Genomic DNA, 20364 nt, shown 5'->3' with positions numbered 1-20364 from the left:
CTCTGCTGCTACTGCTGCCGTCGCTCACCCGTCAATCATGCCGCTTCGCTGACGCTTTCCTTACGGCGGGCCGCGATACGGTCAGAGGTCGGCCAGCGCACGTCCGTGGCCCAGCCCAGCATCTCGAACCAGCGGATGATCCGGGCACTGGAGTCGATCTGGCCGCGCAGCACACCGTGCCGGGCGCTGGTCGGATCGGCGTGGTGGAGGTTGTGCCAGGACTCGCCGCAGGACAGGACGGCCAGCCACCAGACGTTGCCGGACTTGTCGCGGGAGCGGAAGGGGCGCTTGCCGACCGCGTGGCAGATCGAGTTGATCGACCACGTGACGTGGTGCAGCAGCGCGACGCGCACCAGGGAGCCCCAGAAGAAGGCGGTGGCGGCGCCGGTCCAGGACATGGTGACCAGACCGCCGACGAGCGGCGGCAGCGCCAGCGAGACCGTCGTCCAGAGCCAGAAGTCGCGGCTGACCCGCCGGATCGCCGGGTCCTTGACCAGGTCCGGGGCGTACTTCTGCTGCGGGGTCTGCTCCTCGTCGAAGAGCCAGCCCATGTGCGCCCACCACAGGCCCTTCAGCAGGGCCGGCAGGGTCTCCCCGTAGCGCCAGGGGCTGTGCGGGTCGCCCTCGGCGTCGGAGTACCGGTGGTGCCTGCGGTGGTCGGCGACCCAGCGCACGACCGGCCCCTCGACGGCCATGGAGCCGGCGATCGCCAGGGCGATCTTGAGCGGCCGGTTGGCCTTGAACGAGCCGTGGGTGAAGTGGCGGTGGAAGCCGATGGTGATGCCGTGGCAGCCCAGGAAGTACATCCCGACCATCAGGCCGAGGTCGAGCCAGCTCAGGCCCCGGCCCCACGCGAACGGGATCGCCGCGACGAGCGCGAGGAAGGGGATCGCGATGAAGAGTCCGAGGGTGATCTGTTCAAGTGACTGCTTCCGGTCCGCGCCGAGGGTGGCGCGCGGAAGCGACGTGCCGTCGCCGGGCCCGGGTTCCGGGGACTCGGTGATCACGTCGGTCTGTGTGGTCATGGGGGTCCCTCACGATGTCGGGGAGCTACGCAACCGTAACCTACGGTGCCGTAATTCCGGCAACTCCAAGTGACGGCCGAACCGAGCGCGCGTGTCGGCCGGAATACGGCTCTTGGCACATGTACCCACGATCGGGGAGGGAGAAGTGCCGATCTTTGTCGTCGCATTGGGGGGCCTCGGTGCGGCATAGTGGGGGAGGCCGAACGGGCACCGCCGACAGGGGTGTCCGGTACGACGGCTTCTGCCATCCGCTGTGGTGTAACGGCAGCACTGAGGGTTTTGGTCCCTTAAGTCCGGGTTCGAATCCTGGCAGCGGAGCACCTCCCCGGAGTCGCGCACGCCCGCGTCGCCCTTCCGTGCGTCTCGCCCTTTACGCCCCGGTATCCTGCGGGTGAATGTCACCCCACGCCGAGGAGCCCCTTCCGTGAGCGCCCACCGCCCGGCTGCCGTCATCGTCCTTGCCGCGGGTGAGGGCACCCGCATGAAGTCGGCAACCCCCAAAGTCCTGCACGCGATCAGTGGCCGTTCCCTGGTGGGGCACGTCGTCGCCGCCGCGCGCGCCCTGGACCCCGAGCACCTGCTCGTCGTCGTCGGCCACGCCCGCGACCGGGTGACCGCGCACCTCGGCGAGATCGACCCGTCGATCCGCACCGCGGTCCAGCACGAGCAGAACGGCACCGGCCACGCGGTCCGCGTCGGACTCGCGGAACTCCCCGAGCTCAGCGGCACGGTGGTGATCGCCGCCGGCGACACCCCGCTGCTCACCCCCGACACGCTGCGCGCCCTGATCGCCGCGCACGCCGCCGACGCCAACGCGGTGACCGTGCTCACCGCCGAGGTCCCCGACCCGACGGGCTACGGCCGCATCGTGCGCGGCGAGGACGGCTCGGTGCTGGCGATCGTGGAGCAGAAGGACGCCACCGTCGAGCAGCGCGCCATCTGCGAGATCAACTCCGGGGTGTTCGCGTTCGACGCGGCGCTGCTGGCGGACGCGCTGGCCAAGGTGACCACCGACAACGCCCAGGGCGAGGAGTACCTGACCGACACCCTGGGCATCCTGCGCGAGGCCGGTCACCGCGTCGGCGCCTCCGTGGCCGCCGACCACCGCGAGATCGCCGGGATCAACAACCGCGTTCAGCTCGCCGAGGCGCGCCGCCTGCTCAACGACCGCCTGCTGGAACGGGCGATGCTCGAAGGCGCGACGATCATGGACCCGGCCTCCACGTGGGTGGACGTCACGGTGGAGTTCGAGCCCGACACGGTCGTCCTGCCGAACACCCAGCTGTACGGCACCACCCGGCTCGCCGCCGGCGCCGAGGTGGGCCCCAACTGCACCCTGACCGACACCCTGGTCGGCCCCGGCGCCCGTGTGGTCAACGCGGTCTGCGACGGCGCCGAGATCGGCGAGGCGGCCAGCGTGGGCCCGTACGCCTACCTGCGCCCGGGCACCCGGCTCGGCCTGAAGTCCAAGGCCGGCACGTACGTCGAGATGAAGAACGCCACGGTCGGCGAGGGCACCAAGGTCCCGCACCTGTCGTACGTCGGCGACGCGACCATCGGCGAGTACAGCAACATCGGCGCGGCCAGCGTCTTCGTCAACTACGACGGACAGCACAAGCACCACACCACCATCGGCTCCCACTGCCGCACCGGCTCGGACAACATGTTCGTGGCCCCCGTCACAGTCGGGGACGGCGCCTACACCGCCGCGGGATCGGTCATCACCAAGGACGTGCCCGCCGGTTCGCTCGCCGTCGCGCGCGGCCAGCAGCGCAACATCGAGGGCTGGGTGGCCCGGAAGCGCCCGGGAAGCGCCGCGGCGCACGCCGCCGAACGCGCCCAGCAGGACGAGCAGGACGCCTAGCCGGACCCGGGGGCGGACAGGACGAGGCCATTCTCACGTGCGCGGGTGCTCCCAGCAGCGCGTACCGTGTGAGGTGCAGACAATTCCGCCGGCTAGCCGACCGTGGGCGAAGCTGCGTTGAACACCAAGGAGACGGTGCAGTGACCGGGATCAAGACGACCGGTGAGAAGAAGCTGATGCTCTTCTCCGGCCGCGCACACCCCGAGCTCGCGGAGGAGGTGGCACGCGAGCTGGGCGTTTCCCTTGTGCCGACCAAGGCCTTCGACTTCGCGAACGGTGAGATCTACGTCCGTTTCGAGGAGTCGGCACGCGGCTCGGACGCCTTCGTCATCCAGAGCCACACCGCCCCCATCAACAAGTGGATCATGGAGCAGCTGATCATGATCGACGCGCTGAAGCGGGCATCCGCCAAGCGCATCACCGTGGTCGTGCCCTTCTACGGCTACGCCCGGCAGGACAAGAAGCACCGCGGCCGCGAGCCCATCTCGGCGCGGCTCATCGCCGATGTGCTCAAGACCGCGGGTGCCGACCGCATCCTCACGGTCGACCTGCACACCGACCAGATCCAGGGCTTCTTCGACGGACCGGTGGACCACCTGTTCGCGCTGCCGCTGCTGGCCGACTACGTGGGCGCCAAGGTCGACCGCTCCAAGCTCACCGTGGTCTCCCCCGACGCCGGCCGCGTCCGGGTGGCCGACCGCTGGTGCGACCGGCTCGGCGCGCCGCTGGCGATCGTCCACAAGCGGCGCGACCCGGACGTCGCCAACCAGGTCACCGTGCACGAGGTCGTCGGTGACGTGCGCGGCCGCATCTGCGTCCTGGTGGACGACATGATCGACACCGGTGGCACCATCTGCGCCGCGGCGGACGCCCTGTTCGCCAACGGCGCGGAGGACGTCATCGTGACCGCCACCCACGGCGTGCTCTCCGGGCCGGCCGCGGACCGGCTGAAGAACTCCAAGGTGAGCGAGTTCGTCTTCACGGACACGCTGCCCACGCCGGGCGAGCTGGAGCTGGACAAGATCACCGTGCTGTCGATCGCGCCGACCCTCGCCAACGCGGTCCGCGAGGTCTTCGAGGACGGTTCCGTGACGAGCCTCTTCGAGGACTCGCACTGATCACACGCTGATCGATTTCCGGGGCGGCCTCCCCGCCGGGTAGACTCACCGAGTTGCTCGGCGAGGGAGGCCGTCCCGTTTCGGCGGCGGACTCCGTTATCGGCGCGCTCCTCGCAAGTGGAACGGCCCGTCGTGGGCTGGGCGACCAGACCGAAGTCCCGTCGTCACTACGAGGAGTGTGATTCCCATGTCCGAGGTGAAGATCGCCGCCCAGCTGCGCACCGAGTTCGGCAAGGGCGCTGCCCGCCGCATCCGCCGCGCGAACCAGGTCCCCGGTGTCATCTACGGCCACGGCCAGGACCCCAAGCACGTCTCCATGCCGGGTCACGAGCTGCTGCTCGCCCTGCGCACCCCGAACGTCCTGATCAGCCTGGACATCGAGGGTGACGGCAAGGAGCTCGTCATCCCCAAGGCCGTGACGCGCGACCCGCTGAAGGGCTTCCTGGAGCACGTCGACCTGCTCTCGGTCAAGCGCGGCGAGAAGGTCACCGTCGAGATCGTGGTCAGCACCGAGGGCGAGCTCGCCCCCGGCGGCAACCTCCTGGAGCACGTGCTCAACGCGCTGCCGGTCGAGGCCGAGGCCACCCACATCCCCGACGGCGTCACCGTCTCCGTCGAGGGCCTGGAGGCCGGTACCTCCATCCTCGCCAAGGACATCCCGCTCCCCAAGGGCACCACCCTGGCCGTCGACGAGGACACCGTCGTCCTGCAGGTCGTCGCCGCCCAGGCCGAGGCCCCCGCCGAGGGTGAGGGCGAGGAGGCCGAGGGCGCCGAGGGCGCCGAGGCCGCCGCCGAGTAATCAGCGGCACGCAGCACGCTTTTCACGACCGCCGTCCCGCTCCCACCGGAGCGGGACGGCGGTCCTGTTGAATGGACGCCATGAGCATGAGCGCAGCGGAAAGCGCCCCCGAGGGGCCCTGGCTGGTGGCCGGACTGGGCAACCCCGGACCTGAGTACGCCGGCAACCGGCACAACATCGGCTTCATGGTGGCCGATCTGCTCGCCGACCGGATCGGCGGGCGCTTCAAGACCCACAAGAGCCGCTCACAGGTGGTGGAGGGGCGCGTCAGCGGCCACCGGGTGGTGCTGGCCAAGCCGATGACGTTCATGAACCTCTCGGGCGGACCGGTGACCGCGCTGCGCGACTTCTACAAGGTGCCGCTCGGCAACATCATCTCCGTCCACGACGAACTGGACATCGACTACGCGACGCTGCGGCTCAAGAAGGGCGGCGGCGACAACGGGCACAACGGCCTGAAGTCGATCACCAAGTCGCTCGGCCCGGACTACCTGCGGGTGCGCTGCGGCATCGGGCGCCCGCCGGGCCGGATGCAGGTGGCCGACTTCGTGCTCAAGGACTTCTCCGGCACGGAGCGCAAGGAGCTGGACTGGTTCGTGGACCGGGCGGCCGACGCCGTGGAGGCACTGATCTGCGAGGGCCTGGAGCGGGCGCAGGGCACGTACAACAGCTGACCGACCTGCGAGGTTGACCGAGTGGCAGGCGATGGCCAAGGATCGCCCGCATGGCCAAACGGAGTCTTGCCCGCCGCACCGCCGAGAGCACCTGGGGTCTGGTGCTGGTCGCCCGGATCGTGGTGCTGAGCGCCCTCGTCCTGGTGATCCTGGCGGCCGGGGTGTGGACCTCGTGGAAGACCGCCCAGCACGCGATGCTCACCAAGGGGCGCGAGCGGGGCACCATGACGGTCTCCGCCTGCGCCGCCGACACCTGCACGGGACCCTTCGTGCCGACCGGCCTCGGTTCCATTCGGGCGAAGGTGACGATCGACAAGGCGGTCACGCACCGTGTCGGCGAGCGGATCCCCGTCGCCGTCGAGCCCGGCACCGAAACGGTGGTCCGGGTCGGCACGGCGGGCGTGCTGCACACCTGGATCCCGTTCGGGGGCGCGCTGTTGCTGGCGGCGCTCGTGCTGGCGGGCGGGCTGCGGTGGACCCGCACCGCCTGGGTGGCGGGGATCGCCGGGGCGGCGCTGCTGGGGGCGGCGTTCCTCACGCTGTAGGCCCGCCGCCCCCGGCACCCCGGTCCGCTCAGGCGCCCTCGGGCTCCAGGAACTCCAGGCGGTTGCCGAACGGGTCCTCGGAGTAGAAGCGCTGGTGGCCCGGCAGGTCGTGGTCCCAGACGACCGTCGCGCCCCGGGACTCCAGCGTCTCGGCGTAGGCGCGGATGCCGCGCACCCGCAGGCCCGGATGGGCCTTGCGCGCGGGGCGGAAGTCCTCCTCCACCCCGATGTGGATCTGGGCGGCGCCGGAGGTGAACCAGCATCCGCCACGGGCGGCCAGCACCGGCGGCTTGGCCACCTCGGTCATGCCGAGGACGCCGGCGTAGTAGGCGCGCAGCCGTTCCTCGGAACCGGGCGGCGCCGCGAGCTGGACGTGGTCGAGCGCGGCTATCACGGGGTCAACGGGCCTTTCGTGCGATGGCGAAGATCCGCCGGAACGGGAAGACGGTGCCGTGCGGGCCCGCGGGGTAGGCCTTGCGCAGCAGGTCGCGGTACTGACCGAGGAACTCCGTGACGGCGGCGGGGTCGTCGGCCAGTTCGGTGAGCACCGGACGCAGCGCGGTGCCCTTGGTCCACTCCAGGACCGGGTCCTCGCCCTGGAGCAACTGGACGTAGGTGGTCTCCCAGACGTCGACGTCCACGTCGATGTCCGGGATGTCGATGAGGCGTTCCAGGTAGGCGGCGGGCTCCAGGATGTGCACGTAGCGGCGGCCGTGGCCGTCGCCGAGCCGGTGGCGCCAGGCCGGGGAGTCGCAGAGCTCGCCCAGCAGCGCGTGGCTGGGGGAGGTGAAGTTGCCCGGCACCTGGAAGGCGAGCACACCGCCGGGCACCAGGTGCCCGGTCCACTCGGGGAAGCGCTCGGCGTGGCCCTCGACCCATTGCAGGGCGGCATTGGACACGATCAGGTCGTAGTCCTCCTCCGGCACCCAGTGCGCGGCGTCGGCGGCCCTGAAGTCCAGGCCGCCGCCCCCAGGGGTGGGGCCCGCGTGGGCCTGCGCGGCCTCCAGCATCTCGGCGGAGCTGTCGAAGCCGGTGATGCGTGCGGTGGGCCAGCGGTCCGCGAGCAGGGCCGTGACGTTGCCGGGGCCGCAGCCGATGTCGGCGATGCGCGGGGACGGGCCGGGGAGCTCCGGTATCCGGGCCAGAAGGTCGTGGAAGGGACGGGTCCTGTGGGTGGAGTGCCGGAGGTACTGCTGCGGGTCCCACGATGCTGCGGGCATGTCTCGAACTCCCTGGCGAAAGTTGGATCTCTTCCTGCGGCCGACCTTGCCCACAAGGTTGCGCACCTAATCTCTTGATGTCAAGAGACTTCATGTCGACAGAACCACTACACTGATCCCCATGGAGGACGAGGTCGACCGGCTGGTCGCGGCGTGGCGCAGGGAGCGCCCCGACCTCGACGTCGAACCGCTCGAGGTACTCAGCCGGGTCAGCCGACTGGCGCGGCACCTGGACCGGGCGCGTCGCCTGGCGTTCGCCGAGCACGGCCTGGAGCCATGGGAGTTCGACGTCCTCACGTCGCTGCGCCGCGCGGGCGCGCCCTACCAGCTCTCCCCGGGACAACTGCTCACCCAGACGCTCGTGACGTCCGGGACGATGACCAACCGCATCGACCGGCTCACCAAGAAGGGTCTGGTGGAACGGCTCCCCGACCCCTCGGACCGGCGCGGAGTCCTCGTACGGCTCACCCCGGAGGGCCGGGACCGCGCCGACCAGGCCCTGGCGGGGCTGCTCGCGCAGGAACGGGCCATCCTCGGCGAACTCTCCGGCCGCCAGCGCGGGGAACTCGCCGATCTTCTGCGCCAGTTGACGGCGCCGTTCGACAACATCCCGAGCTGAGGCCGATTACCCGGCGTAATCGCCCAGGGAAGATCACAAACGGCCACGCTCTGCCACCGGTTGCGCACCCAAAGTGGCAGATCTAGCGTGATCTACGTGAATGCCGCATAAAGGCCCGGATGGCCACCTTTGCGGCTGCCGGCGCACCCGAGCACCGGCGCCATTTTTTGAAAGGCGCCGAGCCGCGCCGGCTTCCAATCCCTGGACCCTGTCGGGTCCCGCTCCACCTTGGAGATGCAGATGACTCTGCACACCCGCGCAAGCAAGATAGCCGCGACAGCGGTGACCGGCGCCTTGGCCGGCACCCTTGCCATTGGCACGATGGGCACCGCGTTCGCCGACGAGATCGCTGCACCCGGCGCGCCGAAGGCCGCACCGGCTCCCTCGGGGAACACGGAAAGCGTGGGCGCCGGCGAGGACCTCCCGGACCTGTCCGGCGAGATCGCGTCCGCAGCGGCGGCCGGCCCCAACAGCGCCCTCTACCAGGGCCGTGTCGTCGCCCGTATCGGTCTGCGCGTCCGCAGCGGCCCGGGCACGCAGTACAGCTCGGTGGGCGTGCTCCCGTACAACGCTCTGGTCTCGATCGTCTGCAAGACCAATGGCCAGGACATCGGTGGTAACCCGCGTTGGTACCGCCTGGCCCAGAACCTCTACGCATGGTCGGCGGGGCGTTACATCGCCAACGTCGGCGCTTCGCCGCGCGTCTGCAACGCCAGCGAGCTCAGTGGTGGTGGTGGCGGCGGTATCGGCGGTGGCGGCATCGGCGGCATCGGCGGCATTGGTGGCGGCGGCATCGGCGGTATCGGCGGTATCGGCGGTGGCGGCATCGGCGGCATCGGCGGCATCGGCGGCATCGGCGGAGGCGGCGGAGGCTGCTACGGCGGTGGCGGTGGCGGCGGTGGCCGCGACGACGGCCGTGGCGGCGGTGGCGGTCGCGGCGGCGACGGCGGCGGAGGCCGTGGCGGCGACGGCGGCGGAGGCCGTGGCGGCGGCGGTGGCGGCGGCCGTGGCTTCAGCTTCGGCGACGACGGCCGTAACGGTGACGGCGGAGGCCGTGGCGGCGAAGGCGGCGGTCGCGGTGGCGGCGGCGGTGGCCGCGGCGGCGAAGGCGGTGGCCGCGGCGGCAACTACGGTGGTGGTGGCGGCGGCAACTACGGCGGCGGTGGCGGCTACGGCGGCGGTGGCGGCGGAGGCTGCTACGGCGGCGGTGGCGGCGGAGGCCGCGACGACGGCCGTGGTGGTGGCGGCGGCAACTACGGTGGTGGCGGCGGCGGTCGCGGTGGTGACGGCGGCAACTACGGTGGTGGCGGCGGAGGCCGTGGCGGCGAAGGCGGCGGCGGTCGCGGTCGCTAGGACATCGCGATGATCCGGCGGCCCGTCCTCCCGGTTCCGGGGAGGGCGGGCCGCCGTCGTGTCACGCCGGGGCCGCCGAGCCCACCCGGCCGCCGTCGCCCTCCACCGGGGGCACCCCGGCCCGCCGGGCCAGCGCCACGGCGGCCAGCGTCGAGTGCACGCCCAACTTGCCCAGCACGTTCTGCATATGGGTGCGGACGGTGTGCGGGGACAGGTAGAGCCGTTCGGCCACCGCCTTGCGGCCCAGTCCCGCCACCATGCAGCGCAGGACCTCCTGTTCGCGCGGGGTGAGCGACTCCACCAGCTGTTCGCTCTCGGTGCGGTGGCGGCGGGCGGCGGTCAACTCCCGCAGCACACCCGTGAGCAGGGCCGGCGGGAGATGGGTCTCGTCCCGCAGTACCCCGCGCATGACCGCCAGCAGCCGGGACAGCGAGCAGTCCTTGGCCACCCAGCCCGACGCACCGGCCTGCAGCGCGCGGGCGGCGCGGCGGGCGTCGTCACGCTCGGCGAGCACCACCGTGCGGGTGGCGGGGTATTCGTTCCTGACGCGTTCCACCAGGGCGATGCCGTCGACACCGGGCGGCGTGCCGCCGGGGGCGGCAGGGCCGGTGGAAGGGACGGCGGCGGAGCCGGTGGTGTCCACGGCGTTCAGCGTGCGCACGCCCACCACGCCCGCGGCCGACCCGAGGTCGGCGTCCACCAGCAGTACGTCGTAGCGGCGGCCGTCCGCCGTCGCGCGTTCCAGACAGCGCTGGGCGGCCACGCCGCTGCCGGCTGCCGACACGTCGACATCGGGTTCCGCGGCCAGGGCCGCGGCGAGCGACTCGGCGAAGATGCGATGGTCGTCCACGACGAGAACACGGATTCGTCCCACGGGCCCCACTCCCGGCATTAGGCGGTTTTCCCCCCAACGGACGAGGTTGAGGTGCACTGAGGCCCGGCACCTGGATCGGACGTCGCATGCCGCCGGGCTAGCCGTCGTCCTCCGCCAGGTGCCGAACCCTTGTGTCTCGCCCCCTGATGCCACCGGCCCCCACCGGCGCTGTTCAAGAGCCTAGGGGCAGGAGCAGACAAAGGCGCCGGAATGGAAAAACTGGGCGGGCCCAGTTGCCGGCCCGGGTCCGCGGGTGTGACCCCCGGTGCACGGCGTGGCCCGTGCGCCGGGGGTCGCTGAGCTACGCGAGCCGCCGCGCGCCCGCCGAGGGCACCGCGGTGAAGACGCGGGGTTCGCGGTACCCCGCGTCGGCGAAGGCGGCCACCACCGAGTCGGCGACCTTCTCCGCGGCCGGCTCCTCGACCAGCACAATGGCCGAGCCGCCGAATCCGCCGCCCGTCATGCGGGCGCCGAGCGCCCCGGCCTCGTTGCCCGCGGAGACCACGAGGTCGAGTTCGGGGCAGGAGACCCGGAAGTCGTCGCGGAGCGAGGCGTGCCCCTCGGTCAGTACCGGTCCGATGGCGCGGGCGTCGCCCGCCTCCAGCAGTCCGACGACCCGCTCCACGCGCCGGTCCTCGGTCACCACGTGCCGTACCAGCGGGCGCAGTTCGGGCTCGCCGGTCAGCTGCTCCAGGGCCGCGTCGAGACCGTCGTAGGGGATGTCGCGCAGCGCGTCGACGCCCAGCACGTCCGCCGCCCGCTCGCAGCCGGTCCGGCGCTTGCCGTACTCGCCCTCGCTGTGGGCGTGGGTGACCCGGGTGTCGACGACGAGCAGCCGCAGGCCCTGCGCGGCCATGTCGAACGGGATCTGACGCTGCGACAGGTCACGGGTGTCCAGCCACAGCGCGTGGCCCTCGGTGCAGCACGCCGAGGCGGTCTGGTCCATGATCCCGGTGGGGGCGCCCACGTAGACGTTCTCGGCGCGCTGGCACAGCCGGGCCAGCCGCCAGGGCTCCAGGCCCAGCCCGTACAGCTCGTTGAGCGCGACGGCCGTCACCACCTCGAGAGCCGCCGAGGACGACAGGCCCGCACCGGTCGGGACGGTGCTCTCGAAGTGGATGTCGGCGCCGGTGATCGCGTGGCCGGCGTCGCGCAGCGCCCACACCACACCGGCGGGGTAGTCGGCCCAGCCCGCGCCGCCCCCGGCCTCCAGTTCGTCCACGTGGAGTTCGACCACGCCGCCGTCGACGTCCGGTGAGGCGCTGTGCAGCCGCAGCCGTCCGTCGGCACGGCGGGCGACCGCCGCGACGGTGGTGTGCGGCAGCGCGAAGGGCATCACGAAGCCGTCGTTGTAGTCGGTGTGCTCGCCGATGAGGTTGACCCGCCCGGGGGCGGCCCACACGCCCTCGGGCCCGGTGCCGTACGTCGTTCGGAAGGCGTCCGCTGTCACTGTCGCTCTACTCCCGGTTCTGCAGGGCCTGCGTGAAGGTCCAGGCGTCGCGGACGATCTCCGCGAGGTCGGTGCGCGAGGGCCGCCAGCCCAGCCGCTCCTTGGCGCGCTCGGCGGAGGCGACCAGGACCGCGGGGTCGCCGGCCCGGCGCGGGGCGACGACCTCGGGGACGGGGTGGCCGGTGACCTGCCGTACGGTCTCGACGACCTCGCGCACCGAGAAGCCGTTGCCGTTGCCCAGGTTGCAGATCAGGTGCTCGCCCGGGGTGGCGGCGTCGACGGCGAGCAGGTGCGCCTCGGCGAGGTCCGCGACGTGGATGTAGTCGCGGATGCAGGTGCCGTCCGGGGTCGGGTAGTCGTCACCGAAGACCGAGATCGCCTCGCGGCGGCCCTGGGCGACCTGGAGGACCAGCGGGATCAGGTGCGACTCGGGGTCGTGCCGCTCACCGAACTCCCCGTAGGCGCCTGCCACGTTGAAGTAGCGCAGGGACACCGCGGCCAGACCGTGCGCGACGGCCTCGCTGGTGATCATGTGGTCGACGGCGAGCTTGGACGCGCCGTACGGGTTGGTCGGCAGCGTCGGCTCGTCCTCGGTGATCGGGACGGACTTCGGCTCGCCGTAGGTGGCCGCCGTAGAGGAGAAGACCAGCCGGCGCACCCCCGTCTCGCGCATGGCGCCCAGCAGTTCCAGGGTGCCCGCGACGTTGTTGCGCCAGTACTTCTCCGGGTTGACCACGGACTCGCCGACCTGGGAGCTGGCCGCGAAGTGCAGCACGGCGTCGTACGAGGAGTCGAGCACCTTGCCGGCGTCCTGGACGCGGCCCTCGACGAACGTGGCGCCGTCGGGCACGCCCGCCCGGAAGCCGGTGGACAGGTCGTCCAGCACGGTGACCCGGTGCCCTGCCTCCAGCAGGTGGGCCGCCACGACGCTGCCCACGTAACCGGCGCCGCCGGTCACCAGGACCTTCTTGCCGCCGGTCCCGGGGGCACCGGCGCTGGGGGTGTTGCTCATGAGGTCTCAGCCTTTCTCGGGTCCGTCTCGGAGCAACCGTAGTGGGGACGGACGAGGGCGTGTCGCGCGCATGCCGTGGACGCCCTCATGGGGTGGCGACCTCGCGCAGCCGGGCCGCGGCGGCCTCCGGCGGCACGTCGTTGATGAAGACGCTCATGCCGGACTCCGAACCCGCCAGGAACTTCAGCTTCCCCTTGGTGCGGCGGATCGTGAACAGCTCCAGGTGCAGCGCGAACTCCCGGCGCAGCGGGCTGCTGAAGGGCGCCTGGTGCCAGCCCGAGATGTAGGGGGTCGGCGGCTCTCCCCCGGCCTCCGGCCCGGTGGGGGTCCCCCCGGCGAAGCCGGGGGGAGTGCCCCCCTCGTCGAAGATCCGGTCGAAGCGGCGCAGCAGTTCCAGGTAGACCGCCGGGAACTCGGCGCGCGCCTCCTCGTCCAGACCGAGCAGGTCGGGGACCCGGCGGCGCGGGTAGAGGTGCACCTCGTACGGCCAGTGGGCGGCGTAGGGGACGAAGGCGGTCCAGTGCTCACCTTCGAGGACGATCCGCGAACCGTCCTCGCGCTCGCGCTCCACGACGTCGTCGAAGAGGTTGCGCCCGCCGGTGGCCTCGCTGTGCCGCTCCAGCGACCGCAGCATCAACTCGGTCCGCGGGGTGGCGAAGGGGTAGCCGTAGATCTGGCCGTGCGGGTGGCCGAGGGTGACGCCGATCTCCTCGCCGCGGTTCTCGAAGCAGTAGACCTGCTCGACCCCCGGGAGCCGGGACAGCTCGCGGGTGCGATCGGTCCAGGCGTCGAGCACCAGCCGCGCCCGCTCGGGGCTCAGACCCGCGAAGGACGTGTCGTGGTGGTCGGTGAAGACGACCACCTCGCAACGGCCATGTTCTCCGGAGAGTGAGGGAAAGCGGTTCTCGAAGACGGCGACCTCGTAGTGGTCGTCGGGGATCTCGGTGAGGTGACCGTCACGCGTGGGACACAGCGGGCATTCGTCCGCAGGCGGGTGGTACGTACGGGCCTGGCGGTGCGAGGCGATGGCGACGGAGTCGCCCAGCAGGACGTCGTGACGGATCTCGGAGACCGAGGACATCGGGTCCAGCGGGCGCCGGTCGACGGCGTCGTGCACCGCGTCGTCCCGGGTGTCGTAGTAGATCAGCTCGCGCCCGTCGGCGAGCCGGGTCGATGTCTTCTTCACCCTGCGGGCTCCTTACACACACCCCAACCAACAGAACCGAACACAATGAACCACAACGAAACAGCAACGTCAACGAATGCGGCGCTGCGGGGAGTGATCACACCATGAACCAGTTGGCAGAAGGACTACGGCTGCCGACCAACGCCCTCGACTACTCGATCCTCGCGATCTACTTCGCCGTCGTCCTGGGCATCGGCTTCGCGGCCCGCCGTTCCGTGAGGACGAGCCTGGACTTCTTCCTGTCGGGGCGCTCGCTGCCGGCCTGGGTCACCGGCCTGGCGTTCATCGCCGCCAACCTGGGCGCCACCGAGATCCTCGGCATGGCGGCCAACGGCGCGCAGTACGGCGTGTACACCGTGCACTGGTACTGGATCGGCGCCATCCCGGCCATGGTCTTCCTCGGCCTGGTGATGATGCCCTTCTACTACGGCTCCAAGGTCCGCTCCGTGCCGGAGTTCCTGCTGCACCGCTTCGGGCCGTCCTCGCACCTGCTCAGCTCGATCATCTTCGCGGTCTCGGCGCTGCTCATCGCGGGCGTCAACCTCTACGCGATGGCGATCGTGCTGGAGGCGCTGATCGGCTGGCCGCAGTGGGTGGCCATCGTCGTCGCCGGGCTCTTCGTGCTCTTCTACATCACCCTCGGCGGGCTGTCCTCGGCGATCTACAACGAGGTGCTGCAGTTCTTCGTCATCCTCGCCGCGCTCATCCCGCTCACCATCGTCGGCCTCAAGCGGGTCGGCGGCTGGTCGGGCCTGCGGGACTCGCTGACCGACACGCACTCCCCGGCGTTCGTCTCCGCCTGGCAGGACACCGGGATCGGCTCGCAGAATCCGCTCGGCGCCAACTGGCTGACCATCGTGCTCGGTCTCGGCTTCGTGCTGAGCTTCGGCTACTGGACGACCAACTTCGCCGAGGTGCAGCGCGCCCTGTCGGCCAGGAACCTCTCGGCGGCCCAGCGCACCCCGCTGATCGCCGCGTACCCCAAGATCTTCATCCCGCTGATCGTCGTGCTGCCCGGGCTGATCGCGCTCGTCATGGAGCCGGACATCGGCAAGACCGAGAGCGGGCTGCAGTACAACGACGCGATCCCGGTGCTCATGCGCGACCTGCTGCCCAACGGTGTCCTCGGCATCGCCGTCACCGGCCTGCTGGCCGCCTTCATGGCCGGCATGGCGGCCAATGTCTCGTCCTTCAACACCGTCTTCACGTACGACATCTGGGGCCGCTACGTGCGGCGGGACCGGCCGGACTCGTACTACGTCACCACCGGTCGCGTCGTGACGGCGATCGGCGTGCTGATCGGCATGGGCACGGCCTTCATCGCCTCGTCCTTCAGCAACATCATGAACTACCTGCAGACGCTGTTCTCGTTCTTCAACGTGCCGCTGTTCTGCGTCTTCATCCTCGGCATGTTCTGGAAGCGCTCGACCGCGGCGGCCGGCTTCTGGGGCCTGCTCAGCGGCACCGTGGCCGCGATGATCAACTACTTCTGGTTCTACAAGGGCGGCCTCATCTCCATCCCCAGCGACCAGGGCGCCAACTTCGTCTCCGCCATCGCCGCGTTCGTCGTGGGCGGTGTCGTGATGGTGGTGGTCTCGTGGTTCACCCGGCCCAAGCCCACCGAGTCGCTGGCCGGCCTGGTCTACGGGACCACCTCGCCCGGCATGGCCGAGCCGCCCGCCAAGGGCGACGACGCCTGGTACCGCAGGCCCGCCCTGCTGGGCTGGGGCGCGGTCGTCCTCGCCGCCCTGTGTTACATCCCCTTCTCGCTGTGAGGTGACCTGTCGTGACCAGTCACGGGAACGAGTCCGAATTCCACGACGACATGGGGAGCCTGGAGCGCAAGTCGGCCACCGCCGCGAGGCTGTTCGACGTACGCCGCGTCATCGGCGGTCTGTTCGTCGTCTACGGGGTGCTCGTCACCATCGCCGGGATCACCGCCTCCGACGCCGACATCGCCAAGGCCCAGGGCATCAACATCAACCTCTGGGCCGGCATCGGCATGCTGCTGCTGGGGCTGGCCTTCCTGCTGTGGATGAGGCTCAGCCCGCCCCCTCCCCCGCCGTCCCCGGAGGAGACGCCTGCTGAGGAATCACGACCCCGCCCGGAGGGCGGTGCGTGACGCGGTCCAGCAGTCCGGTGCGGGCGGCCAGCGCGGCCGCCTCCAGCCGCGACCCGACCCCGAGCTTCATCAGCACCCGCTGCACATGCGTACGGGCGGTACTCGGCGCGATCGCCATGCCCGCGGCGATCAGCCGGGTGTCCTCCCCCTCCGCGACCCGCATCAGCACCTCGACCTCGCGCGGGGTGAGCATCTGAAGCAGCCGTGTGCCCTCGTCGTCCGGCTCCACCACGGGGTTGAGCAGATCCGCGAAAGCCCCCTGGAGCAGCGCGGGGGCCACGGCGACCTCGCCCGCCCGGGCCTTGGCCATCGCCCGTTCGACGCCCTCGATCCGCTCGTCGTGCCGGACGTAGCCGGAGGCGCCGGCGGCGAACGCGGCGGCTATCCCGCGCGGGTTGGGCACCGGTCCCAGGACCAGCACCGCCACCCCCGGCCGCTCGCGCTTGATCCGCGCGACGGCGTCGAAGGCGCCCGGCTCGGCCGGGGCGGCGGTGCCGATCAGGCACACCTCGGGTGCCCGGCTCAGGACCAGATCGGCCGCGCCCGAGGCGGGCGCGGCCGCGGCGAGCACCCGGTGCCCGCGCAGTGTCAGTGCCGAGGCGAGCGCCTCGGCCAGCAGACGATGGTCGTCGACGACGACGAGCCGTACGCCCATGGGCGTCCCCCTCATCCCCCCATGGACCGGTGCGGGCCTGCCCACCGAGTCCAAGCCGGTCCCCCCTCACATGCCGTAGCGCGGCCACGGCCCGGCGTCCCGCGCGTGCACCCACAGTGGCCCACAGCGGGCCCGGGTCATGCCCGGGAAGGTACACGCTTGTTCGACGTGGCGCGCCCCCTACCGGCCAGAAGCCTCCAGCAATTCCGAAATGACCGGCGTTCCTGGCTGCTTCTCACCCGAAACCGCTCGTTCCGTACCGTACATACTCGGGAATCGATCGATCAGCCGAAGGCCGCGATCGCCTTGCCGGTGAGGCTGGTGTTGGCCGAGATGCTGGCGGGGTTGACGAAGAAGTGGTCCTTGTAGAGCCAGTAGTAGGAGCTGCCGTCCAGGAACTGGTTCTCCAGTTCCTTGCCGCCGGCGGGGAGTTCCATGAAGTCCGTCGTCTTCCGCGTACCGGGGTCGAGGGAGATCAGCCGGCCCGGCTTGTCGTAGGTGTTGCGCTGGTAGGCGATCACCTTGCCGTCCTTCATGCCGACGACCTTCAACTCGCGCTCCTCGCCGGGCTCCGCCAGCCACTCGGGCTTGCCGGTCCTCAGGTCGAGCGCCGCGATCTCGTTGGTCTGCGTGTACGAGTCGCCGGTGCCGGCGTGGCTCTTGGTGGGCAGGTAGATCGTGGTGCCGTCGATCGCGAAGTCGGAGCAGTGCGCCTCGCCGTTGGGCGGGCAGGACACCGCGTACGTGCCCTGGTAGCCGCCGGCGCCCAGGGAGATGCGGCTCTTCATCCTGCCGTCCTCCAGGTACGCCAGATCGGTCATCAGACCGCTCGCACCGGCCGACAGCCCGACCACGACCGGGTCGGTGGACAGGACGTTCTGCACGTCGCTGCCGGTGGGGACCTGCCAGGACCACTGCTTGCGGCCGCTCTCGCTCAGCCCCTGCACGTAGTAGTCGCCGTTGTAGCCGCCGCACTGGACGACGGCGACCAGTTTCGTACCGCCCTTGTAGCCCTTGTCGTTGCAGTCGGAACCGGCCTTCGGGGTCCACAGGACCTCGCCGCTGCCGATCCGGTAGCCGACCGAGCCGCCGAGCCAGGCCAGGGCGGCGGTGTCACCGGTGACGGCGACCTGCGTGTAGTCGTGCGAGGTCTGGCCGTTCTGGTCCGGCAGCTGCTTGTCCCACAGCTTCACGCCCTTGGCGATGTCGATCGCCATCACCTGGCCGCAGTCCGTGCCGTACGTGACGACCACGCGGTCCCCGGACGCCTCGCGCGAGGCCGGGCAGGACTCGCCGGACAGCGGGACCGACCAGTTCTCCTTGCCGCTGTCGATGTCGTAGGAGCGCACCGCGTCGGGCGTCGTCTTCACCACCGCGTTGCCGGTGAACCAGGCGTCGGGGATCGCCGCCAGGATCTCCGACTTGGGCGGGCGCGCCCCGTCCTTGTCCCACAGCGCCTTCGCCTGGATCGCGCCGCCGTCACGGCCGTCCTGGCCGCCGCCGCCGCGGCTGTCGGACGGCGTACCGGGCTTGCCCGGGCCGCCGCCGGCGTTGAGCGCCACGAACACACCGCCGCCGACGACGAGGACCCCCGCGATCGCGGCCGCCACGACGGCGACCAGCTTGCCGTTGCCCTTCCGGGGCGGCGGCGGGGGCGGGAACTGCGGGTAGCCGTACGGCGGTACGGGCTGGGTCGGCGCCTGCGCGTACGGGTTGGGGCCGTACGGACCGGGGGCCGGGGGCGGCGGCGGGACCGGCGCGGCGTACGGATTCGGCTGCGGGGGCGGGGGCGGGGGCGGGTAACCGTACTGAGGCGGCTGCGGCCCGAAACCGGGCTGGTGGCCGGGCGGGGGCGGCGGCTGCGACATCAGCGGACACCTTTCGGGCACAGACGTGCGAGGGGCGGACGGTGACCCTCTTTGTACCACCGGTGACACACCGTTCCGAGCCCGCGCCCGGCGACCGTTACGGCACTGCTACACCCGTTCCCGCGTCACGCCTCGTCCGCCAACTCCAGCCAGCGCATCTCCAGTTCCTCGCGCTCCGCGCCCAGCGAACGCAGCTCCATGTCGAGTTCGGCGACCTTCTCGAAGTCGGTCGCGTTGTCGGCGATGGCGGTGTGCAGCTTGGACTCCCGCTCGCTGACCTTGTCCAACTGCCGCTCGATGCGCTGCAGTTCCTTCTTGGCAGCACGACTGTCGCCGCCGCCCTTGGGCTTGGCGGGGGCGGGCGCGGGGGCCGCGGCCTCCACGACGGCGCGGCGCCGCTCCAGGTACTCGTCGATGCCGCGCGGCAGCATGCGCAGCGTCGCGTCGCCGAGCAGGGCGAAGGTGCGGTCGGTGGTCCGCTCCAGGAAGTACCGGTCGTGGGAGATGACGACCATCGAGCCCGGCCAGCCGTCGAGCAGGTCCTCCAGCTGGGTCAGCGTCTCGATGTCCAGGTCGTTGGTGGGCTCGTCGAGGAAGAGCACGTTCGGCTCGTCCATCAGCAGCCGCAGCAACTGGAGTCTGCGGCGCTCACCGCCGGACAGGTCGCCGACCGGCGTCCACTGCTTCTCGTTGGTGAAGCCGAACTTCTCGCACAGCTGACCCGCCGTCAGTTCCCGGCCCTTGCCGAGGTCCACCCGGCCGCGCACGGACTCCACGGCCTGCAGCACGCGGATCGCGGGGTCGAGTTCGGCGACCTCCTGCGACAGATAGGCCAGGCGCACGGTCCTGCCGACCGCGACCTTGCCGGCCGCGGGCTGCTTCTCGCCGTCGCTCGTGGCCGCGTCGGCCAGCGCCCGCAGCAGCGAGGTCTTGCCCGCGCCGTTGACGCCGACCAGGCCCACCCGGTCGCCGGGGCCGAGCTGCCAGGTCAGGTGCTTCAGCAGCACCTTGGGACCGGCCTGCACGGTCACGTTCTCCAGGTCGAAGACGGTCTTGCCGAGCCGGGTCGTGGCGAACTTCATCAGCTCGGCGTTGTCGCGCGGCGGCGGCACGTCGGCGATCAGCTCGTTGGCCGCCTCGATGCGGAAGCGCGGCTTGCTGGTGCGCGCCGGGGCGCCGCGGCGCAGCCACGCCAGCTCCTTGCGCATCAGGTTCTGCCGCTTGACCTCCTCGGTCGCGGCGATCCGCTCGCGCTCGGCGCGGGCGAAGACGTAGTCGCTGTAGCCGCCCTCGTAGTCGTGGACGTCACCGCGCTGCACGTCCCACATCCGCGTGCAGACCTGGTCCAGGAACCAGCGGTCATGGGTGACGCACACCAGCGCCGAGCGGCGCGCCCGCAGGTGGCCCGCGAGCCACGAGATGCCCTCGACGTCGAGGTGGTTGGTGGGCTCGTCGAGCACGACCAGGTCCTGCTCGGCGATCAGCAGCTTCGCCAGCGCGATACGGCGCCGCTCGCCGCCGGACAGCGGGCCGATCACCGTCTCCAGGCCCTGCGGGAAGCCCGGCAGGTCCAGCCCGCCGAACAGGCCGGTCAGCACGTCCCGGATCTTCGCGTCCCCGGCCCAGTCGTGGTCGGGCCGGTCCCCGATCACCTCGTGGCGGACGGTCGCCGCCGGGTCCAGGCTGTCGTGCTGGGTCAGCACGCCCAGCCGCAGCCCGGAGGTGTGCGTCACGCGCCCGCTGTCCGGGCCCTCCAGCTTGGCCAGCATCCGGATCAGCGTCGTCTTGCCGTCCCCGTTGCGGCCGACGACCCCGATGCGGTCGCCCTCCGATACGCCGAGCGAGATCCCGTCCAGCAGGGTACGGGTGCCGTACACCTTGCTGACGGACTCGACGTTGACCAGATTGACGGCCATGGGACTCCTGTCGATACGGAAGAACGACCTCCCAGAGTAGTGCGGTACTTCCCCCGCCCGATCC

The 20364-nt window shown here is 71.2% G+C and carries 19 protein-coding genes and 1 tRNA gene; 10 read left to right on the top strand and 10 right to left on the bottom strand.

Annotation, left to right across the window (positions count from 1 at the left end; genetic code table 11):
- Nucleotides 1-35: 35 nt before the first annotated feature.
- Nucleotides 36-1025, bottom strand: coding sequence for an acyl-CoA desaturase (locus ACFYXS_RS37165; protein ID WP_389256203.1), 990 nt, complete (start codon nt 1023-1025; stop codon nt 36-38).
- A gap of 247 nt (nt 1026-1272) precedes the next feature.
- Here ACFYXS_RS37165 and ACFYXS_RS37160 point away from each other — a divergent pair.
- The 6 genes from ACFYXS_RS37160 (at nt 1273) to ACFYXS_RS37135 (ending at nt 6025) form a co-directional block, all read left to right on the top strand.
- Nucleotides 1273-1343: transfer RNA gene (locus ACFYXS_RS37160), tRNA-Gln, on the top strand.
- Nucleotides 1344-1449: 106 nt separating this feature from the next.
- Nucleotides 1450-2889, top strand: coding sequence for a bifunctional UDP-N-acetylglucosamine diphosphorylase/glucosamine-1-phosphate N-acetyltransferase GlmU (gene glmU / locus ACFYXS_RS37155; RefSeq protein ID WP_389256202.1), 1440 nt, complete (start codon nt 1450-1452; stop codon nt 2887-2889).
- 140 nt (nt 2890-3029) lie between these two features.
- Complete coding sequence (locus ACFYXS_RS37150) at nt 3030-4007, top strand: ribose-phosphate diphosphokinase (protein WP_384290108.1); 978 nt, start codon at nt 3030-3032, stop codon at nt 4005-4007.
- A gap of 187 nt (nt 4008-4194) precedes the next feature.
- Nucleotides 4195-4806, top strand: coding sequence for a 50S ribosomal protein L25/general stress protein Ctc (locus ACFYXS_RS37145; RefSeq protein ID WP_389256201.1), 612 nt, complete (start codon nt 4195-4197; stop codon nt 4804-4806).
- An 86-nt stretch (nt 4807-4892) separates the two neighbouring features.
- Nucleotides 4893-5480, top strand: a complete 588-nt coding sequence (gene pth / locus ACFYXS_RS37140) for an aminoacyl-tRNA hydrolase (RefSeq protein ID WP_389256200.1) — start codon at nt 4893-4895, stop codon at nt 5478-5480.
- A gap of 50 nt (nt 5481-5530) precedes the next feature.
- On the top strand, nt 5531-6025 hold the full coding sequence (locus tag ACFYXS_RS37135; RefSeq protein ID WP_389256199.1) for a hypothetical protein: 495 nt from the start codon (nt 5531-5533) through the stop codon (nt 6023-6025).
- 28 nt (nt 6026-6053) lie between these two features.
- On the opposite strand, the gene ACFYXS_RS37130 is transcribed toward ACFYXS_RS37135, so the two are convergent.
- On the bottom strand, nt 6054-6419 hold the full coding sequence (locus ACFYXS_RS37130; RefSeq protein ID WP_389256198.1) for a VOC family protein: 366 nt from the start codon (nt 6417-6419) through the stop codon (nt 6054-6056).
- Nucleotides 6420-6423: 4 nt separating this feature from the next.
- Nucleotides 6424-7245: a trans-aconitate 2-methyltransferase gene (locus ACFYXS_RS37125; RefSeq protein ID WP_389256197.1), complete on the bottom strand. Its 822-nt coding sequence runs from the start codon at nt 7243-7245 to the stop codon at nt 6424-6426.
- A 121-nt stretch (nt 7246-7366) separates the two neighbouring features.
- Between ACFYXS_RS37125 and ACFYXS_RS37120 the strand changes: the two genes are divergently transcribed.
- On the top strand, nt 7367-7864 hold the full coding sequence (locus tag ACFYXS_RS37120) for a MarR family transcriptional regulator (protein WP_319661713.1): 498 nt from the start codon (nt 7367-7369) through the stop codon (nt 7862-7864).
- Nucleotides 7865-8104: 240 nt separating this feature from the next.
- On the top strand, nt 8105-9217 hold the full coding sequence (locus tag ACFYXS_RS37115; RefSeq protein ID WP_389256196.1) for an SH3 domain-containing protein: 1113 nt from the start codon (nt 8105-8107) through the stop codon (nt 9215-9217).
- 61 nt (nt 9218-9278) lie between these two features.
- Here ACFYXS_RS37115 and ACFYXS_RS37110 read toward each other — a convergent pair whose 3' ends face one another.
- The 4 genes from ACFYXS_RS37110 to galT form a co-directional block, all read right to left on the bottom strand.
- Nucleotides 9279-10091: a LuxR C-terminal-related transcriptional regulator gene (locus tag ACFYXS_RS37110; RefSeq protein WP_389256195.1), complete on the bottom strand. Its 813-nt coding sequence runs from the start codon at nt 10089-10091 to the stop codon at nt 9279-9281.
- 301 nt (nt 10092-10392) lie between these two features.
- Nucleotides 10393-11541 carry a galactokinase gene (galK, locus tag ACFYXS_RS37105; RefSeq protein ID WP_389256194.1) on the bottom strand — a complete coding sequence of 383 codons (1149 nt, stop codon included), beginning with the start codon at nt 11539-11541 and terminating at the stop codon, nt 10393-10395.
- Between the two features lie 7 nt (nt 11542-11548).
- Nucleotides 11549-12553: a UDP-glucose 4-epimerase GalE gene (galE, locus tag ACFYXS_RS37100; RefSeq protein WP_389256193.1), complete on the bottom strand. Its 1005-nt coding sequence runs from the start codon at nt 12551-12553 to the stop codon at nt 11549-11551.
- Nucleotides 12554-12638: 85 nt separating this feature from the next.
- Entirely contained in the window at nt 12639-13739 is a 1101-nt protein-coding gene (gene galT / locus ACFYXS_RS37095) for a galactose-1-phosphate uridylyltransferase (RefSeq protein WP_389256192.1), read from the bottom strand.
- 104 nt (nt 13740-13843) lie between these two features.
- Between galT and ACFYXS_RS37090 the strand changes: the two genes are divergently transcribed.
- Together ACFYXS_RS37090 and ACFYXS_RS37085 are read left to right on the top strand one after the other, a co-directional pair.
- Nucleotides 13844-15514: a sodium:solute symporter family protein gene (locus ACFYXS_RS37090; protein WP_389256191.1), complete on the top strand. Its 1671-nt coding sequence runs from the start codon at nt 13844-13846 to the stop codon at nt 15512-15514.
- 50 nt (nt 15515-15564) lie between these two features.
- Entirely contained in the window at nt 15565-15861 is a 297-nt protein-coding gene (locus ACFYXS_RS37085; protein WP_389256241.1) for a hypothetical protein, read from the top strand.
- On the opposite strand, the gene ACFYXS_RS37080 is transcribed toward ACFYXS_RS37085, so the two are convergent.
- From ACFYXS_RS37080 to ACFYXS_RS37070, 3 genes are all read right to left on the bottom strand, one after another.
- Nucleotides 15782-16516, bottom strand: a complete 735-nt coding sequence (locus ACFYXS_RS37080) for a response regulator transcription factor (protein WP_389256190.1) — start codon at nt 16514-16516, stop codon at nt 15782-15784. The two genes, ACFYXS_RS37085 and ACFYXS_RS37080, sit on opposite strands and share 80 nt — an antisense overlap.
- Before the next feature lie 284 nt (nt 16517-16800).
- Nucleotides 16801-18384: a PQQ-binding-like beta-propeller repeat protein gene (locus ACFYXS_RS37075; protein ID WP_389256189.1), complete on the bottom strand. Its 1584-nt coding sequence runs from the start codon at nt 18382-18384 to the stop codon at nt 16801-16803.
- Between the two features lie 125 nt (nt 18385-18509).
- Nucleotides 18510-20300 carry an ABC-F family ATP-binding cassette domain-containing protein gene (locus ACFYXS_RS37070; RefSeq protein WP_389256188.1) on the bottom strand — a complete coding sequence of 597 codons (1791 nt, stop codon included), beginning with the start codon at nt 20298-20300 and terminating at the stop codon, nt 18510-18512.
- Nucleotides 20301-20364: the final 64 nt, after the last annotated feature.

The sequence above is a fragment of the Streptomyces sp. NPDC002574 genome (assembly GCF_042889545.1).
Lineage (GTDB): Bacteria > Actinomycetota > Actinomycetes > Streptomycetales > Streptomycetaceae > Actinacidiphila.
This window is presented reverse-complemented; position numbering and strand designations above follow the sequence as displayed.

Excerpts from the sequence above, each read along its gene's own strand:
- pth (WP_389256200.1), top strand. The coding sequence starts at position 4,893 with ATGAGCGCAGCGGAAAGCGCCCCCGAGGGGCCCTGGCTGGTGGCCGGA.
- ACFYXS_RS37145 (WP_389256201.1), top strand. The coding sequence starts at position 4,195 with ATGTCCGAGGTGAAGATCGCCGCCCAGCTGCGCACCGAGTTCGGCAAG.
- ACFYXS_RS37135 (WP_389256199.1), top strand. The coding sequence starts at position 5,531 with ATGGCCAAACGGAGTCTTGCCCGCCGCACCGCCGAGAGCACCTGGGGT.
- ACFYXS_RS37080 (WP_389256190.1), bottom strand. The coding sequence starts at position 16,516 with ATGGGCGTACGGCTCGTCGTCGTCGACGACCATCGTCTGCTGGCCGAG.
- ACFYXS_RS37070 (WP_389256188.1), bottom strand. The coding sequence starts at position 20,300 with ATGGCCGTCAATCTGGTCAACGTCGAGTCCGTCAGCAAGGTGTACGGC.
- ACFYXS_RS37075 (WP_389256189.1), bottom strand. The coding sequence starts at position 18,384 with ATGTCGCAGCCGCCGCCCCCGCCCGGCCACCAGCCCGGTTTCGGGCCG.
- ACFYXS_RS37125 (WP_389256197.1), bottom strand. The coding sequence starts at position 7,245 with ATGCCCGCAGCATCGTGGGACCCGCAGCAGTACCTCCGGCACTCCACC.
- galE (WP_389256193.1), bottom strand. The coding sequence starts at position 12,553 with ATGAGCAACACCCCCAGCGCCGGTGCCCCCGGGACCGGCGGCAAGAAG.
- ACFYXS_RS37120 (WP_319661713.1), top strand. The coding sequence starts at position 7,367 with ATGGAGGACGAGGTCGACCGGCTGGTCGCGGCGTGGCGCAGGGAGCGC.
- ACFYXS_RS37115 (WP_389256196.1), top strand. The coding sequence starts at position 8,105 with ATGACTCTGCACACCCGCGCAAGCAAGATAGCCGCGACAGCGGTGACC.
- ACFYXS_RS37090 (WP_389256191.1), top strand. The coding sequence starts at position 13,844 with ATGAACCAGTTGGCAGAAGGACTACGGCTGCCGACCAACGCCCTCGAC.
- ACFYXS_RS37085 (WP_389256241.1), top strand. The coding sequence starts at position 15,565 with ATGGGGAGCCTGGAGCGCAAGTCGGCCACCGCCGCGAGGCTGTTCGAC.
- ACFYXS_RS37165 (WP_389256203.1), bottom strand. The coding sequence starts at position 1,025 with ATGACCACACAGACCGACGTGATCACCGAGTCCCCGGAACCCGGGCCC.